General features: G+C 47.0%; 15 protein-coding genes. 1 reads left to right on the forward strand and 14 read right to left on the reverse strand.

The window, feature by feature from the left end:
* The first annotated feature begins 39 nt into the window (after positions 1-39).
* The gene (locus tag L3V45_RS16095) at positions 40-501 is read left to right on the forward strand and encodes a GNAT family N-acetyltransferase (protein WP_003151638.1); all 462 of its coding nucleotides are present in this window, start codon (positions 40-42) and stop codon (positions 499-501) included.
* Positions 502-544: 43 nt separating this feature from the next.
* Here L3V45_RS16095 and L3V45_RS16100 read toward each other — a convergent pair whose 3' ends face one another.
* The 14 genes from L3V45_RS16100 to L3V45_RS16165 all read right to left on the reverse strand — a co-directional run bounded on the left by L3V45_RS16100 (position 545) and on the right by L3V45_RS16165 (position 16,142).
* A complete protein-coding gene (locus tag L3V45_RS16100; protein ID WP_003151636.1) occupies positions 545-1,780 on the reverse strand; it encodes an MFS transporter in 1,236 nt (411 codons plus the stop codon).
* Complete coding sequence (locus L3V45_RS16105; protein ID WP_015387694.1) at positions 1,755-2,675, reverse strand: TIM barrel protein; 921 nt, start codon at positions 2,673-2,675, stop codon at positions 1,755-1,757. Before L3V45_RS16105 ends, L3V45_RS16100 begins: the two co-directional genes overlap by 26 nt.
* A 7-nt stretch (positions 2,676-2,682) precedes the next feature.
* Positions 2,683-3,360 (reverse strand): PIG-L deacetylase family protein, encoded by a 678-nt coding sequence (locus L3V45_RS16110; protein ID WP_003151634.1) that lies wholly within the window; start codon positions 3,358-3,360, stop codon positions 2,683-2,685.
* Positions 3,323-4,081: a WbqC family protein gene (locus L3V45_RS16115; protein WP_003151633.1), complete on the reverse strand. Its 759-nt coding sequence runs from the start codon at positions 4,079-4,081 to the stop codon at positions 3,323-3,325. The genes L3V45_RS16110 and L3V45_RS16115 overlap by 38 nt, the downstream gene beginning before the upstream one ends.
* Positions 4,054-4,935, reverse strand: coding sequence for a GNAT family N-acetyltransferase (locus tag L3V45_RS16120; protein WP_015387692.1), 882 nt, complete (start codon positions 4,933-4,935; stop codon positions 4,054-4,056). Before L3V45_RS16120 ends, L3V45_RS16115 begins: the two co-directional genes overlap by 28 nt.
* Positions 4,936-4,946: 11 nt before the next feature.
* Positions 4,947-6,203: an aminotransferase class V-fold PLP-dependent enzyme gene (locus L3V45_RS16125; RefSeq protein WP_003151631.1), complete on the reverse strand. Its 1,257-nt coding sequence runs from the start codon at positions 6,201-6,203 to the stop codon at positions 4,947-4,949.
* Positions 6,169-7,098, reverse strand: coding sequence for an NAD-dependent epimerase/dehydratase family protein (locus tag L3V45_RS16130; protein ID WP_003151630.1), 930 nt, complete (start codon positions 7,096-7,098; stop codon positions 6,169-6,171). The genes L3V45_RS16125 and L3V45_RS16130 overlap by 35 nt, the downstream gene beginning before the upstream one ends.
* On the reverse strand, positions 7,095-8,225 hold the full coding sequence (locus tag L3V45_RS16135; protein WP_003151629.1) for a DegT/DnrJ/EryC1/StrS family aminotransferase: 1,131 nt from the start codon (positions 8,223-8,225) through the stop codon (positions 7,095-7,097). The genes L3V45_RS16130 and L3V45_RS16135 overlap by 4 nt, the downstream gene beginning before the upstream one ends.
* Before the next feature lie 48 nt (positions 8,226-8,273).
* Positions 8,274-9,608 carry a nucleotide sugar dehydrogenase gene (locus L3V45_RS16140; RefSeq protein ID WP_236837092.1) on the reverse strand — a complete coding sequence of 445 codons (1,335 nt, stop codon included), beginning with the start codon at positions 9,606-9,608 and terminating at the stop codon, positions 8,274-8,276.
* 265 nt (positions 9,609-9,873) lie between these two features.
* Positions 9,874-11,154 carry a M28 family peptidase gene (locus L3V45_RS16145; RefSeq protein ID WP_043867438.1) on the reverse strand — a complete coding sequence of 427 codons (1,281 nt, stop codon included), beginning with the start codon at positions 11,152-11,154 and terminating at the stop codon, positions 9,874-9,876.
* A 168-nt stretch (positions 11,155-11,322) separates the two neighbouring features.
* Positions 11,323-12,615 carry a phosphopyruvate hydratase gene (gene eno, locus L3V45_RS16150; protein WP_003151625.1) on the reverse strand — a complete coding sequence of 431 codons (1,293 nt, stop codon included), beginning with the start codon at positions 12,613-12,615 and terminating at the stop codon, positions 11,323-11,325.
* 27 nt (positions 12,616-12,642) lie between these two features.
* Positions 12,643-14,178 (reverse strand): 2,3-bisphosphoglycerate-independent phosphoglycerate mutase, encoded by a 1,536-nt coding sequence (gene gpmI, locus L3V45_RS16155; protein WP_003151620.1) that lies wholly within the window; start codon positions 14,176-14,178, stop codon positions 12,643-12,645.
* Positions 14,171-14,932, reverse strand: a complete 762-nt coding sequence (tpiA, locus tag L3V45_RS16160; protein WP_003151618.1) for a triose-phosphate isomerase — start codon at positions 14,930-14,932, stop codon at positions 14,171-14,173. Before tpiA ends, gpmI begins: the two co-directional genes overlap by 8 nt.
* A gap of 25 nt (positions 14,933-14,957) precedes the next feature.
* Positions 14,958-16,142, reverse strand: a complete 1,185-nt coding sequence (locus L3V45_RS16165) for a phosphoglycerate kinase (RefSeq protein ID WP_236837098.1) — start codon at positions 16,140-16,142, stop codon at positions 14,958-14,960.
* Between the last annotated feature and the right edge of the window lie 212 nt (positions 16,143-16,354).

Raw genomic sequence — 16,354 nt, forward strand, 5'->3', positions numbered from 1 at the left:
AAAATAGCTGTCGATCATAACGGAGGAGGAGAAACGGACATGCAAAAACTGAGCATCCGAAAAGCCGCGGAGCCGGATGAAGCGCTGTATGAACTATTGCTGCTGGCCGATCCGTCGAAAGAGATTGTCGATGATTATCTTGTAAGAGGAGAATGCTATACGGCTTGGACGTCAGACGAGCTTGCAGGGGTTTACGTTTTATTGCAAACAAGGCCTAAAACGATAGAAATCGTAAACATCGCGGTAAAAGAATCGCTGCAGAACAGGGGATTCGGAAAACAGCTGGTGCAAGATGCCATTGAAAAAGCGAGACAATCGGGAGCTGACACGATTGAAATCGGCACCGGAAATTCCAGTATTCATCAGCTGTCACTCTATCAAAAATGCGGATTCCGCATTCAGGCTGTCGACCATGATTTTTTTATCAGACATTATGATGAAGACATTTTTGAAAACGGCATTCAATGCCGGGATATGATACGGCTTTATTTGGATTTATGATAAAAAGGGCGCCGGCTGATACCGGCGCCCCTTCGTTTACCATTCAGACGGATTGATCCGCTTGTTTCTCTGTATTTCTTTGACTCCCTTGTCTGACTGAAAAAACAGCAAAAACGATCGTAAGGGTCAGTCCGACCGCCGCAAAAATATAATCCGCATTCATCAACAGCAGAAGCCCTGTGTAGACAGCGGCAGACAGCGGTTCACCCATTTTGACAATGGAAAAAATCAGTGCAAAAACCCTTCCGAAATATGCGGCCGGAACCGTCTTTTGGAAATACAGCACCGTTTGCACATCAATATACGAGATGATGATGCCAAGCACCAGGAAAATGATGCACTCAAACCCGTGAAGCGGAAAAAACAGCACCAAAATGAGCAGTCCCGCTGCCGTTAACGTCCGCGGATACAGCCGGTTCAAGCGTTTTGTATTCCATTTGAAAAATACGGCCAGATTGCCCAAAAGCATCCCCGCCTGAAACATTGAATACATGACGGCAAACCATACAGAATAGTTCTGCTGAAAACGTTCCACAGCAAGAATCGGCCCCATTACTGAAATAAGACCGGCAATGACGAGATTTACGACGAAAAAGTATCCGACCGATGTCAGCCATGCCGCATTTCCTTTCAGCATTCTGTAGCCGGCTTTTACATCTTCAGCCCCGTTGCTTTTTTCATTGGGCTGTTCTGAAATACGAATGAACGCGATAAATGCCGCGGAGATAAAAAAAGCAGTTCCGTTTATGGCAAACAGCAGCCCGAACGGAATAGCCGCAATCATGATTCCGCTGATCAGTTTTCCGACGATGAGTCCGATCAAGTCACTCGTATTGATCAGAGATGTCGCCTGATCAAGATGCTGTTTGCGGACGAGCAGCGGAATGATCGCGACTTTCGCCGGCGCAAACAGCATCGATTGCAGAGATAGACAAAAGGCGCACACCCCTGCTATCCACACGGTTAATAAATCGTTCGCGCTGAGCACCGCCAAGAGGATCATGATGACGGCCCGGCCCGTATTGCACAAATACAAGATCGACTTTTTTCGGAATAAATCAATCAGCGGTCCCGCCAGCACGCCAAATGTCAACGGCACGAGTTCGATAAAAGAAATAACGCCGACAAGAATTTTACTGCCGGTCAATTCCAGCACTAACAGCGGCAGTGCAATAAGCCAAATACCGTCCGCCGCTGAAGAAAACACCTGCGCACACCAAAGCTTTGCATAGTTCGGTGTTCGATATGTCATATCAGGCCCTTTTTTGATCCTCGGCATCAGAAACACCGCCGAACCATTCCAGCGTTCTCCATGATTCCCGTCTTTCGGTATAATCCTCTTCCATCACCTCAAATACAATGCCGGTATCTTGATTCCGATAAAGCTCCTGCAAAGTATCGGCAGCCCGTCTCAGCAGCTCCTCAGCGATCGTCCCTTCACTCGGATGGCGGCCCTCAAAACAGCGGACGCCGCCATGCGGGAACGCAAGCTGGCGAAATGAGCTGAAGTGATAATGTTTAATGCTCTCTTTTATCGAGAGAAACTGAAAGAAATCCGGGTATCTCAGCTGGTCATTTCTGAACATAAGCGCGGAAGACAAGTGAGTCTGATAGGTAATCGCCCAATGGCACAGATCCCACGTAATACCGACATGCTTCAGATCCAGCTGAACCAGCTCTGTAAAATCCTCAGGATAAATGAAAATCGGATCAAAATCCTCTCCCAGATTCCCGATGATCGGAAGGTTTTCCACACCGATCCAAATGTCCGTCCCTTTCAGCTGCTCATCAAACTCTGCGAAAAACTCAATGATTTTTTTACGGTTTCCTTCCAGGTCATACACTTGAAATTCCTCAACCGTCATAAATTGATTCGCATGAACGGTTATGCCTTTGGCGCCGTATTTCACAGCGAGCTCCGCAAAGTGATAAAGCTGTTTTTTGATGTGATCTTCATGCACATAATCGGCATGATCTGTCGGGAAATGCAGCGTCAATAATGAAGGATCAAGCTGTTTTGCATATTCCAGCGTCTGATTGAATGTTTTGAGATAATCCGCTTCACTAAAGGAGCGGCCGTCAAAAATATTCGCTTCCAGACCGTATCCCGCTTCCACCCATTTCTCATCGATTTGCTTCGGATCAAGTCCGAAAAACGGAATTTGAGCAATCATAGGACAGTCACCATGTTCCTCTCACAAGCATAAACGCTTCCGCAGCGGAAAAACCCGATTTTGCTCCCCATACACGGGCATTATGTTCAATCGCCTGCAAAGAACGGGGATGAGGGAAGTCCCTGAGCTCGGAGCCGTAACACGCCATCGATTTCAATTTTGTTTCAAGCTCGTCTTCAATATTAACGAAGAAATTGGCATGAAACTGATCCTTCTGACAATAATTCCATTCCGTCGAAGACAATGTTTCATAGGCAAAAACCCGTTTTACCGTATGGCCGGGAAGCGGACGGGTTGCGGTCATGACCGCTCTGAATACGACGGAGTGGTCAATATTAATGTCACCGCCGTACTGGGTATATACAATGTCAGGCTGAAAACGATTGATTTGTTTCTCCGCTTCCTTCACGACATCCAGCAAATCCATTGAATCCATTCTGTTATCAGGAAGGTTCAGCCTGACAAAATCATGGATGCCCAAAGTGCTGAGCGCTTGTTCCGTTTCTTGAGCAGAATGCTGCATAACAGACTCTTCAGGCTTCTCATAATCCGTTTTTCTTGATGACTTGCCTTCCGCCATAATGACTGCCGACACGCTGTCACCTTGGCGGACATGTTTGGCGAGCGTGCCGCCGACGCCGATAATTTCATCGTCGGGATGCGCTGCAAATACCATTACTTTCATCATATTGCCCTCCTTTAACTAACATTTCAGCTGTATCCGCTCCGCAGTTCATCAGCATATCAAGCATGGAGAGGTGAGGGATATGCTCCCCGAATAATTGAGGATAGTCAAAATGCCGGATCTGCTGATACTCAATGACAATTCCGTTTCTTTCAAAATCGCTTTCTATTAAATAGTCGGAACCCTGACTGCCTGAATAATAACGATCCGCCCCCAGCTCCTGACAAAGCGCTAAAACAAAATCGCTTTTTTTCTCCTTCCGGCATTCAAGCTCAGAGACATAACAGAGCGGCGTTTCGATTCGGAGCTCTTTTCGGAAAAATTCAATGATGTGCATATTCAAATCATGGAGATATTCCCACTCCCTCTGATAGACATCTTGAAAAAAATGCTGGTACCGCTCAAAATAGGGAGCTTTCGCATAGTTCATCTTAATCGCCATCCAATGTTTTTTCCGCCAATCCTGTGTCTGGTCGATTTTCATATGCCGAAGCTCTATGTCTTTATATTGTTTCATCTGCAAAGGCACCGTCAGCCATCTGGGGCCCTGCGGCGTTTTGATTCTGTTGCGGTTCAGAAACCCTTTTTTCTCAAATTGAGCCGTGTCATGAATGGCAAACAGATCCGACTTATACATTTTTTCAAAAAAACCGTACCACGGCAGATAACTGGATTGATGGCCGCTTATTGTTTTCATTCCGGTTTCGTAAAAAGTCGGCATTGTTTTTCTTCAGCTCCCCAATATCGTTTCGGTCTTGCGATTTCTTTACTGTGTGAATAGCCAAAATCAGCCCATTGAAGCTTGCGGCAAATGGCGAATTGCAAAGCGTCACGCATCAACAAGTAAGAGGCCTGCGCTTTTTTTCCCGCAAGGCTGTTTACATTCTGCCAATAATAGAAATGAGAGCGGTCATAGAGAAAAATACTGCTGCTGATCAGCGTCTCATCCTGATATGCTCCGACCCAAAACATCCGGTCAGCAAACGTGTCAAGCAGTTTTTGGAAAAATCCTTGGCTCAGCACATAAGCAGCGCCGATTGCCGCCGTATGCTCCTTGTAGAGTTCGTAAAATGATTCAAGTTCTTGTCGCCCGATCAGCCTGGTGACAATATTCTCTTTTTCAGCGTATCTGACTGCCGTCCGGGCTTTTCCGGAAATGCCCGTCCAAAGTTCGTCAAACGTGTCCGGAAGCGTAAGAATCCGTGTCGCCTTTTCCGTCCACCCTTCCCCGATTTCTTCTGTAAAAGAAGTCTGACCGTACGGCAGCAGCATCCGGGATATGTTCCGGCCGAATATGGCCTCGATTTCACTTTGAAGCCATTCAAATGAGATGGGGCGATCTGAAATAACGCCGCCGTATCCGATCATATTGCCGGATAATACGCCCTTCTGTTCAAAAAGCGGAAGATAGATGACCTGTCCTCCGTCCGTTGTCAGTCTGACAGGGTGAAATGACGTGCCGGGAAGCTCTTCCATGAGAATTCCCCAATCATAGCTTTGAAACAACCCCGCCTGATACATGTCAGCGGCCCGATCCCATGCCTGGCGGCTCGTGCATACTGCTGTTTTTTGCATTGTTATCACCACTATTCAGTCTTATTCTTTTGCTCACAATATGATAAAACGGATTCGGCTATATATCTGACTTGCTCCTTTTGAAGAGGAGGTTTAAACGGCAGAGAAAGAACTCTTTTCCAAAGCGGATCTTCCCCTTCTTCCGCCGCATATGTTTCATAAATCGGAATACGTCCGAGGGGAAGATAGTTCCAGCATGTTTGGATGCCTCTTTCAGCTAAATAAACGGAACACCCGTACCGCTCTTCATCCCGGGGGAATACAATCGTTAAATAATTCAGATGTTCTCCTTCTTGGGGCTGGATCATCTTTATGCCGTACGTCTCTTCCGCCTTTATAAAGATTTCTCCCGCCGCTTGTAAGTTTCGGAGCGAAGCTGTTACAAGCTGATCCATACGTGAAAGCTGATCTTCAATAATGGCTTCCCTTGCCGGATGCATGCGAAGCACCGGTACAACAGCCGGTTTATCCGGCAGAGCTTCGAGCTTAGTGGCTTTCATGGAAGGCATGACGCCCGCTTTCCTATAAATATATGAAACGGGATGATGCCGTTTCCGTTTCATAACAGCCTGTATTCTTTGATTTCTGATATAAATTCGATAGTCAGCTGCCACTTGGCTGCGCTGTTCCATCGGGAAATTTGCTTTTTGCCGAAGCCATTCTTTCGGCGCGATTAACGCGCCGCCTCCGATACTCGCAAGCGGTTTTGACGGGCCGAAGCTTAAAACACCGAAATCGCCCAGACCGCCGGCATATGTATCCGCTTGTTTTGTAAACATGGCTTGAGCGGCATCATCAATGACAAAAATACCGTGTTCCTTCGCCCAGTCAATGATGGCGGTATTTTCTCTCCGGCCGTATACGTGCGTGAGGATAACCGCACACGTCTGCCGCGTCGCTCTTTTTTTGACATCCTCAAACGATAAAGAAAGATGCTCATCCAGCTGCGCAAAAACAGGCGTTGCACCGGATTGCAATACGGCATCAATGACATTCGGGCAGCTGAAGGATGAGAAAATCACTTCTTTCCCCGGCCCGGCTCCCGAATAAGTTAAGGCGAGCACCAGTGCCGCACTGCCGCTGGAGGTCAGCACAACCCCTTTTCCGTACCGTTTTTCCAGTTTTTCAGTCAGTCCGCTTTGTCCGCCAGTAAGCAAGTGCTTCACCGCGCGCAGACGGCCCCTGACGGAAAGCTGTCCGGGATAAACGGGATATTTGACTACTTCCGGGTTTTCAGGAAAGTGAAAGTTTGTGCTTTTGTCTTTCATCTTTTATGATCTCCAGGCCTTCATTCAGACTTACTTTTGGAGCGTAACCGAGTAAACGTTTCGCCTTCTCGATTGACGGCGCCCGTTTAAAAATCTCGATGTCTTTTCCCCTCACGCCGTCTTCGCCCAGCTTTTTAAACAGATAGTTATCCTTCTCTCTGCCAGAGAGCACATTGACTTTTTCAGCCAGTTCTTTTATCGTGATCGGCTGGTCGTTTCCGATATTGAAGTCTTCAAAGACTGCTCCTTCATGAATGAGCGCGAGATAAGTTCCGGTGACGATATCACTGATGTAGCTGAAGCAGCGTATTTGTCCGCCGTCCCCGTAAAGAGGCAGCTCAGAGCCATTCTCGGCCAGGCTGAAAAACTTGTTGATGACAAAATCCTCGCGCTGTTTCGGCCCGTATACATTAAAGTACCGGACGACCCGAATATGAAGCTTGTCGGAAGCCTGTTCTCTCAAATATTCCTCTGATTGCAGTTTGGCTTTTCCGTAAGCCGATTTCGGAAGCTTTCTGCTTGTCTCGGTATAAGGAAAATCAGGTGAATCTCCGAATACTTCTGAGCTCGATGAGAAAAGAAGTGTTCTGATTCCCAATTCACCGCATACCTCGGTGACATTTTTCGTTCCTTCAAAATTAACCCGTATGACGTCTTCTTCATTGCTTCGGCAGCTGTCTACACCGACCATTGCCGCCAAATGGACAACCGCATCCGCTCCCTGCAGTGATTCGCGGAGAGACGTCCGGTCAAGGATATCCGTTTGGCGGTATTCAGTGTCAAAAGCCGGCTCTTTTTGGTCTGCAATAATGGTGTGATAACCTTTAGTCTGTAATAATGCCGCCAATTCGCTTCCGATAAAACCGGCTCCTCCGATAATCGCAATATGTTTCATGATCCTACCTCCTGGCTGATAGTCAAAACTTCTTTTATAGACTTGACAATATAGCTGCAATCCTCATCTGATAACTGGCTGTAAAGAGGCAGTGACACGATCTCCCGGAAAACACGTTCAGTAACCGGCAGCTCGGCCGGAAAATGTTTTTGATAGTAAGGATGCATATGCACGGGAATAAAGTGCACGCTCAGCCCGATCTGTTTTTCTTTCATTTTCTCAATAAACAGATCTCTGTCCATGCCGCCGTTCTCTCGGATCCGCAAAATAAATAAATGCCATGAGTGCGTTATGCCGTGCGGAATGTCAGAAAGCGGAAGCGCTGCTTTATCAGCTTGGCCCGACAGTTCACGTACATAAAATTGAGCGATCTGTGCCCGTTTTTCTTGAATTTCGTTTGCGCGCTTCAATTGAACCAGACCGAGCGCGGCCTGAATATCCGTCATATTATATTTAAAGCCCGGCAGTAACACGTCGTATCTCCAGCTGCCTTTTTCACCGTACCGGTTCCAGGCATTTTTTGTGATGCCGTGCCAGCCGTACAGCCTCGCTCTTTCTGCGGCCTGTTCGTCTTTCATGACGAGGGCTCCGCCTTCCCCCGTTGTAATATTTTTGGTGGCATAAAAGCTGAAGCACACGGCATCACCGTGAGTGCCGATCATGCTTCCGTTATATTTTGTACCGAGCGCATGAGCGGCGTCTTCAATCAGATACAATCCGTTTTCTTTACAAATGGACTGCAAGTTTTCCAGATCAGCCGGATAGCCGGCAAAATGAACCGCGATTACCGCTTTTGTGCGCGGCGTTATTTTCTTCCTGACATCTTCAGGATCGGCACATAGACTTTTCTCGCATATATCCGCAAACACAGGAACGGCTCCGGCGTGCAGGATGACATTGACGCTGGAACAGAACGTGAAGCTCGGCACGATGACTTCATCGCCTTCTCCCACACCGAGCGCCAATAAAGCCATATGTAAGGCAGCGGTTCCTGAATTACAGCTGATGACGTGTTCGGCTCCAATACATTCTCCCAGCTTTTTTTCAAAATCGATTACCTTCGGGCCTTTCGAAATCCAGCCCGACTGAATCGTTTCGGTTACGCTTGCGATTTCTTCGTTTGTCATATCAGGTCTGTGAAAAGAGATAAATCGATTACTAATGACCGTTCCCTCCTATAAAGTGACAACTCTGCAATTGTCGGCTGATTTTTCCCTGCATACATTTCTTGTGTCAAAGATAATCGGTGAGGCATCCTTCAAAATACTGTAGTCGATTACATCGTGATCTGTATGAATGATGATGACGTCGTACTGATTGATTTGTTCTTTTGTGAAAGGGACAGATTGTTTGCGGCTTCCGTCATTCAAGCGAATCTCGCTGATAAACGGATCATGATAATCAATCGCGCATCCCTTGTCCATCAATTCTTCCATTATCGTAAACACTGAGGATTCACGCGGGTCATTTGTATTTTTTTTATAAGCGGCCCCTATTATTAAGATGCTGCATTTGTCTTTGCCCGCCAGTTTCAAAGCATAGTCAGAGACAGAAATCGGCATGTTAGAATTGATTTCGTCCGCCAGATCAATTAATTTTGTCTGCAGCCCTTTTTCATTCGCGATCCATTTGAAGTAAAAAGGATCAATCGGGATACAATGGCCTCCGACTCCGGGGCCAGGGATAAATTTTTGAAAGCCGAACGGCTTCGTGTCCGCCGCGCAGATGACTTCCCATATATCAATATCAAGTTCACGGCAATTAAGCGCCATTTCATTGATAAGAGCTATATTGACATAACGATAAGTATTCTCTAGGAGTTTAGCTGTTTCAGCTACTTCGGGTGAGGTGACCGGGTGAATGCTTGTAACAATGGTGTTGTAAAACGCTGAGGCAAGTTCTGTGCAAGTCTGTGTGGTTCCGCCGACTACTTTAGGAATATCTGAAACTTCATATTGCCTGTTGCCCGGATCGATTCTTTCCGGAGAATAAGCCGTAAAAAAGTCTGTTCCTATTTTCATGCCGCGGCTTGATGCCATTCTGTCGGCAATCTTTTTTTTCGTTGTTCCGGGATAGGTGGTGCTTTCTAAAATTAAAAGCTGATGCTGCCTTCCATAAGCGATCATGCTGTCAACTGCACTGTCGATGTAGGTTAAATCGGGGATCTTGTCTTTTTTGTTCAGGGGTGTCGGCACACATATCACAATGATGTCGCATTTTTGGATGAGCGACATGTCGGCGCTGATTTGAAAGCATTTTGTTTGTAAAGCCGAGTTCAGTCTGCCGTCCTCTATATCTTGAATATGGCTGCTTCCGGCGGCTAACAAGGAAACCTTTTCACTGTTTTTGTCAAATCCGATAACATTGTATCCTTTATCGACACATTCCAGCGCAAGAGGAAATCCCACATATCCCATGCCTAACACGCCTACTATCGCCTGCTTCGTTTCAATCAGATGTAACAGCCGTTTTTGACCAAGGTTGCTGGCTTCTTTTGTGACAGTATTCATTTTTCGCCCCCTAATAGATAGAAAAGAGTATTGTTTTTTACAATTTAAAACAAATATCGATCGATATCGCAATTATAACAAAAGTTAAAATTTGATAAATGAGTTTTACATCCTTTTGTGAATTAGGTATTATCTATTTATTTTTCTTTTATTTGTAAAATAAAATCCTGTTAAATGGTATATATCTGGTAACGAGTGAGAAAATCTCCCTTAATTGATAGAATATACAGAAAATAATATAAAAAAACAGGCCGCAGCCTGTTTTTTATTCCTTCATTGCCTCAGTTACTGCCGCGGAAACGAGTGCTCCAGCTTTCTCTAGCCGTTCTTTGCTGATGTGTTTCATATTATCATTTTCGGTGTGGTACCAGGGCCCCGGCTCCTGTGTATCGGGGCTGAGCCAAATCCAGTTAGCCGACGGAATCCCCGCTTCATAAAAAGAGACATGGTCTGAGTAACCGAGCTGAATCAGGTTTGGCTTGACCAACCGGGATTTTTCAGCGGCTTTTTCAGCATACCGGACACTCGGGTTTTCCCTGCCGTCAGGAGTCGTGACACACATTTGACTCGCTTCTTCCCAGTCAGTCGCAATCATATCGGCATTAAAATTGGCCCGGCTGTGCTTTCTTTCATTGTTCGTGAGTGTACTGACGTAATAAGATGAACCCGCAGACCATAATTCTTCTGCACCGAACAGGATAAAGCGGATCTCTTTGTCTTTCGGTATATGTTTGAGTTGCTTGCTGATTTCCAGAACGGCAGATGTGCCTGAGGCATTATCATCCGCTCCGGGCGCGCCTTTTACGCTGTCATAATGCGCTGTGACATAAATAATATCAGCATCAGAAGAGTTGGCCTGTGCCGCTTTGCGCGTTCCTATAATATTTTGTGAGGTGCGGTTTTTATAGTTTTTAAATTGAATGACTGCCTTCTTTTCCTGAAGCAATGCTTCACCGTCTTCTTTTTTCATACCCGCCGCCGGTATCGTGATTCCTTTATCGGTATGCGGACGGACGGCGAGCGGTTTTGTTGTCTGATTATAAATAATGACTGCTTTGGCTCCCGCTTGTTCGGCATGTTTGATCTTTTGAGAAACGGGGATCTTTCCTTCGCGTATCACTGCAATCTTTCCTTTGGCTCCTGTTACGTCATTGCGTGATCCGCAGCCGCCGTCAAAAATCCCGCCTTCTATTTTGAGCTCTTTTTCAACAGCGGATTGATCAGCGGAGCGGAGCGGGAATTCATGATCTCCCGCTGTGACTGAACCTGAAAAGTACTTTTTCAATGGAAATGACTGTACTTTGACACTGGCGCCCTGAGCCCGCAGACGATTCGATATGTATTCAGCCGCTTCCTTTTCTTTCGCAGTTCCGGTTTCCCGCGGACCGATGGTTTCACTCAGATCATGCATAGTGTCCAATGCCTCATCAGCATCAAAAACCGGCGCGGTCACAGTTGAATAAGCATGAGTTTCGGACAGCGGCCCGGCAGACGCGCCCCATATGACGCTTGCTGCCACCGCGGCTGACATAAATGAAAATTTCATCATAATCCCTCCTCTTATTAACACCTCTTCCCTTTCGATTGAAGAACACTGATTCCTTTAAAAAGGGGAAAAATGAATATTATTGACCAAATGAAGATGATGAAAAAGGAGGGAAAAGCCCGGGACCATAAAAAAACGCCGGGAGATATTCTCCCGGCGTCCATTACATTACTTATTTAAGTTATAGAAAGAGTTGATACCGTGGTATTGAGCAGTTTCAGCCAACTGATCTTCGATGCGAAGAAGCTGGTTGTATTTCGCAACACGGTCCGTACGGGACGGAGCACCTGTTTTGATTTGTCCTGCATTAGTTGCCACAGCGATGTCAGCGATTGTGCTGTCTTCAGTTTCACCGGAACGGTGAGAGATAACGGCAGTGTAGCCTGCGCGTTTCGCCATTTCGATCGCATCGAATGTTTCAGTCAATGTACCGATTTGGTTTACTTTGATCAGGATAGAGTTGCCTACGCCGTTTTTGATACCTTCAGCAAGCTTTTTCGTGTTTGTAACGAAAAGGTCGTCACCGACAAGCTGAACTTTTTTGCCAAGACGCTCTGTAAGAAGTTTGTGGCCTTCCCAGTCGTTCTCGTCAAGTCCGTCTTCGATAGAGATGATTGGGTATTTAGAAACCATTTCTTCGTACCAGTCAACCATTTCAGCAGATGTTTTCACAACGCCTTCGCCAGACAGATGGTATTTGCCGTCTTCTTTGTTGTAGAACTCAGAAGATGCAGCATCCATAGCAAGCTTCACTTCTTCGCCAGGTTTGAAGCCGGCTTTTTCGATTGCTTCAACGATTGTTTGAAGCGCTTCTTCGTTAGAACCAAGGTTCGGAGCGAATCCGCCTTCGTCACCTACAGCTGTGTTCATTCCTTTAGCAGAAAGAACTGATTTCAGGCTGTGGAAGATTTGAGCGCCCATGCGAAGCGCTTCACGGAAGTTAGGCGCGCCTACAGGCATAATCATGAATTCTTGAATGTCTACGTTGTTGTCAGCATGCTCTCCGCCGTTTACGATGTTCATCATCGGTACAGGAAGCGTTTTTGAGTTGAATCCTCCAAGGTATTGGTAAAGAGGAATCTGTAAGAAATCAGCAGCTGCGCGCGCACAAGCCATAGATACGCCAAGGATTGCGTTCGCACCGAGTTTGCCTTTGTTTTCAGTACCGTCAAGCTCGATTAAAAGCTGATCGATTGCGTTTTGTTCAGTTACGTCAAAGCCGAGAAGCTCTGGAGCAATGATTTCGTTTACGTTGTTAACAGCAGTTAACACGCCTTTTCCAAGGTAACGGTCTTTGTCGCCGTCACGAAGCTCAACCGCTTCGTATTCACCTGTAGAAGCTCCGCTTGGCACTAATGCGCGGCCGAAAGCTCCTGTTTCTGTATATACTTCAACTTCAACTGTCGGGTTGCCGCGGGAGTCAAGGACTTCGCGTGCATAAACATCAACAATGTATGGCATGAGTTTGTCTCTCCTTTTGATTTACGCTTATTTTTGAATTAAAGATGTTCCGGTCATTTCTTTCGGTTTTTCAACACCGAGAAGGTCTAATAACGTTGGTGCGAGGTCGCCTAGGATTCCGCCTTCGCGCAGCGTCACGCCTTCTTTCGTCACAATGACAGGGACTGGGTTTGTCGTATGGGCAGTGTGCGGTTCGCCTGTTTCTGTAATCAGAATGTCCGCATTACCGTGATCAGCGGTAATGATGGCATGTCCGCCTTTAGCGATAATGGCGTCAACCACTTCGCCTAAGCATTCGTCCACTGCTTCAATTGCTTTAATCGTCGGTTCGACCATTCCGGAGTGGCCGACCATGTCAGGGTTTGCAAAGTTCAGGATGATCGCGTCGTGCTTGTCAGCCGCGATTTCTTTTACAAGAGCATCCTTCACTTCATACGCGCTCATTTCAGGCTTCAGGTCATATGTCGCGACCTTCGGCGAGTTAATGAGGATGCGCTCTTCGCCCGGGAATTCTTCTTCGCGGCCGCCGCTCATAAAGAACGTAACGTGCGGATACTTTTCAGTTTCTGCAATGCGAAGCTGTTTTAACCCGTGCTGTGCTAATACTTCACCGACCGTATTGTCAAGGTTTACCGGTTTAAAAGCCACATATCCGTCAACAGATTCACTGAAGTGAGTCAGGCAGACGAAATACAGGTTTTTCGGATGATTTTCACCGCGGTCGAAATCGCGGAAATCTTTGTTGGTAAACGTGTTTGAAATCTGGATGGCGCGGTCTGGTCTGAAATTATAGAAAATCACAGAATCGCCGTCATGAATTTTCGCAACGGGTTCACCGTTTTCTTTTGTGATGACGGACGGAATGACGAATTCATCATGAATGCCGTTCGCATAAGAATCGTCGACTACATCCATCGCGCTGCGGTAAGACGGGCCTTCGCCGTAAGCCATTGCGCGGTACGCTTTTTCCACACGGTCCCAGCGTTTGTCGCGGTCCATGGAGTAGTAGCGTCCGGAAATGCTGGCGATTTCGCCGACACCGATTTCTTCGATCTGCTCATTCAGCTGCTGAATGTAAGTTTTCGCCGTTTGCGGACCTACATCGCGGCCGTCGAGGAAACCGTGAATATACACCTTCGTCAGTCCTTCACTTTTCGCAAGTTTCAGCAGTGCGAATAAATGATTGATGTGACTGTGTACGCCTCCGTCAGAAAGAAGGCCGAACAGGTGCAGCGCTTTGTCGTTGTCTTTCGCGTTTTTGATGGCGTCAAGGAACGTTTGATTGCGTTCGAATTCGCCTTCGCGGATGGCAACGTTCACGCGTGTTAAGCTTTGGTACACAATACGTCCGGCGCCGATATTTAAATGACCGACCTCAGAGTTCCCCATCTGTCCTTCAGGCAGTCCGACTGCTTCGCCTGATGCCGTCAGCGTCTGATGAGGGTATTGGTTCCAATAACGGTCGAAATTCGGTTTTTTCGCTTGTGCGACTGCGTTTCCGACTGTTTCATTGCGTAATCCGAACCCATCAAGAATGATGAGTGCAGCTGGTTTTTTACTCATATTGACCTTCCTCCAATAATTGAACGAATGACTGCGGTTCAAGGCTTGCGCCGCCGACCAAAGCACCGTCAATATCGGACTCTGCCATATATTCTTTAATATTTGCAGGTTTTACGCTGCCGCCGTATTGAATGCGGAGCTTGTCAGCAGTTTCCTGACTGAAGCTTTCAGCAACGACTTTACGGATATGCGCGCAGACGTCGTTTGCATCTTTCGCTGTAGAAGATTTGCCTGTTCCGATTGCCCAGATTGGCTCGTACGCAATAACGGAAGCAGCAACTTGCTCTTCAGAAAGACCCGCAAGCCCTTTTTTCACTTGATCGGCAACAAGATCATTTGTTTTTCCGGCTTCGCGCTCTTCAAGCGTTTCACCTACGCAAATGATCGGCACAATGCCGTGTTTAAAAGCGGCATGCGCTTTTTTGTTAACTGTTTCATCAGTTTCAGCGAACATTTCACGGCGCTCAGAGTGGCCGATGACGCAGTAATCCACGCCAAGGTCTTTCAGAGCGACCGGGCTGATTTCACCTGTGAACGCACCGTTTTCTTCAAAATGCATGTTTTGGGCGCCGACTTTCAGGTCAGTTCCTTTAACAGCAGAAGTCAGCTTTTCTAAGAAAAGAGCTGGTGCGCAAACAACGGCTTCCGCTTTGTCTGCTGCTGGAATGGAAGATTTCACTTCTTCAACGAAGCTGACAGCTTCGCCGAGTGTTTTGTTCATTTTCCAGTTACCGGCTATAATTGGTTTTCTCATCTGTTCCACTTCCTTATAGCAGTTTTTATTTATCGTTCAGCGCAGCTACACCCGGAAGCTCTTTGCCTTCCATGAATTCAAGGGATGCGCCGCCGCCTGTTGAGATATGGCTCATTTTGTCAGCAAGGCCGAATTTTTCAACGGCTGCCGCAGAGTCTCCTCCGCCGATGACAGAGTATGTATCGTTTGCCTCTGCCAATGCTTCAGCCACTGCTTTTGTGCCTTGAGCGAACAAGTCGATTTCGAATACGCCCATAGGTCCGTTCCATACGACAAGTTTGCTGTTTTTGATAACTTCAGCGTACGTTTCGCGGGTTTTCGTTCCGATGTCGATCGCTTCTAAATCACTTGGGATCTCAGAGATCGGCACGATTTGAACGTTTGCATTGTTAGAGAAATCATCAGCAACGAGAACGTCTTCCGGCATATAGAATTTAACGCCTTTTTCTTTCGCGCGGTCCATGAATGATTTTGCAAGTTCGATTTTATCTTCTTCAAGAAGAGATTTACCGACTTCATAGCCAAGCGCTTTTACGAATGTGTAAGCAAGACCTCCGCCGATGATCAGGTTGTCCACTTTATCAAGCAGACTTTCGATTACGCCGATTTTGTCTTTTACTTTCGCGCCGCCGATGATTGCCGTAAACGGGCGCTCAGGATTTGTCACGGCTTTGCCGAGAACGTCAAGCTCTTTTTCCATCAGGAATCCTGCAACCGCCGGCAGATGCTCGGCAATTCCGGCTGTAGATGCGTGAGCACGGTGGGCAGCACCGAATGCGTCATTGACATATACATCCGCAAGCTCAGCAAATGCTTTAGCAAGCTCAGGATCGTTTTTCTCTTCACCAGGGTAGAAACGTACGTTTTCCAATACAAGAACGTCTCCGTCCTTCATATCAGAAATTTGTGCTTTTACAGCATCGCCGTAAGCTTCATCCGCTTTTTTCACTTCTTTTCCGAGCAGTTCGCCTAAGCGTGCAGCGACAGGAGTTAAACGAAGCTCCTCAACCACTTCGCCTTTCGGGCGGCCTAAGTGGCTCGCAAGAAGGACTTTCGCGCCTTGGTCTGCAAGGTGTTTGATTGTTGGAAGCGCAGCTCGGATACGAGTATCGTCTGTTACTTCCCCGTCTTTCATTGGAACGTTAAAGTCAACGCGGCAGAATACGACTTTGCCTTTTACGTCGATGTCTTTTACTGTTTTTTTATTCATGCCTTAGGAGATCCTCCTTCAAAATGGTTTGCATAGCACGAAAAACGTGAAACGTGAAACCGCCTCATGATGCTTCCGCCGCGGGGCAGATTGCAGCTTCCGGGCACGGGGCAGATCGTCTTCTGAGCCAGGGCAGGCGGCTCAGAAAACGAAAGTGCCGCGGAAACTTCAAAACGCGGACGTTCTGCAGCAATCCGGCGCTTTCTGAAAGC

The sequence above is a fragment of the Bacillus sp. R45 genome (genome assembly GCF_021729365.1).
GTDB lineage: Bacteria > Bacillota > Bacilli > Bacillales > Bacillaceae > Bacillus > Bacillus velezensis.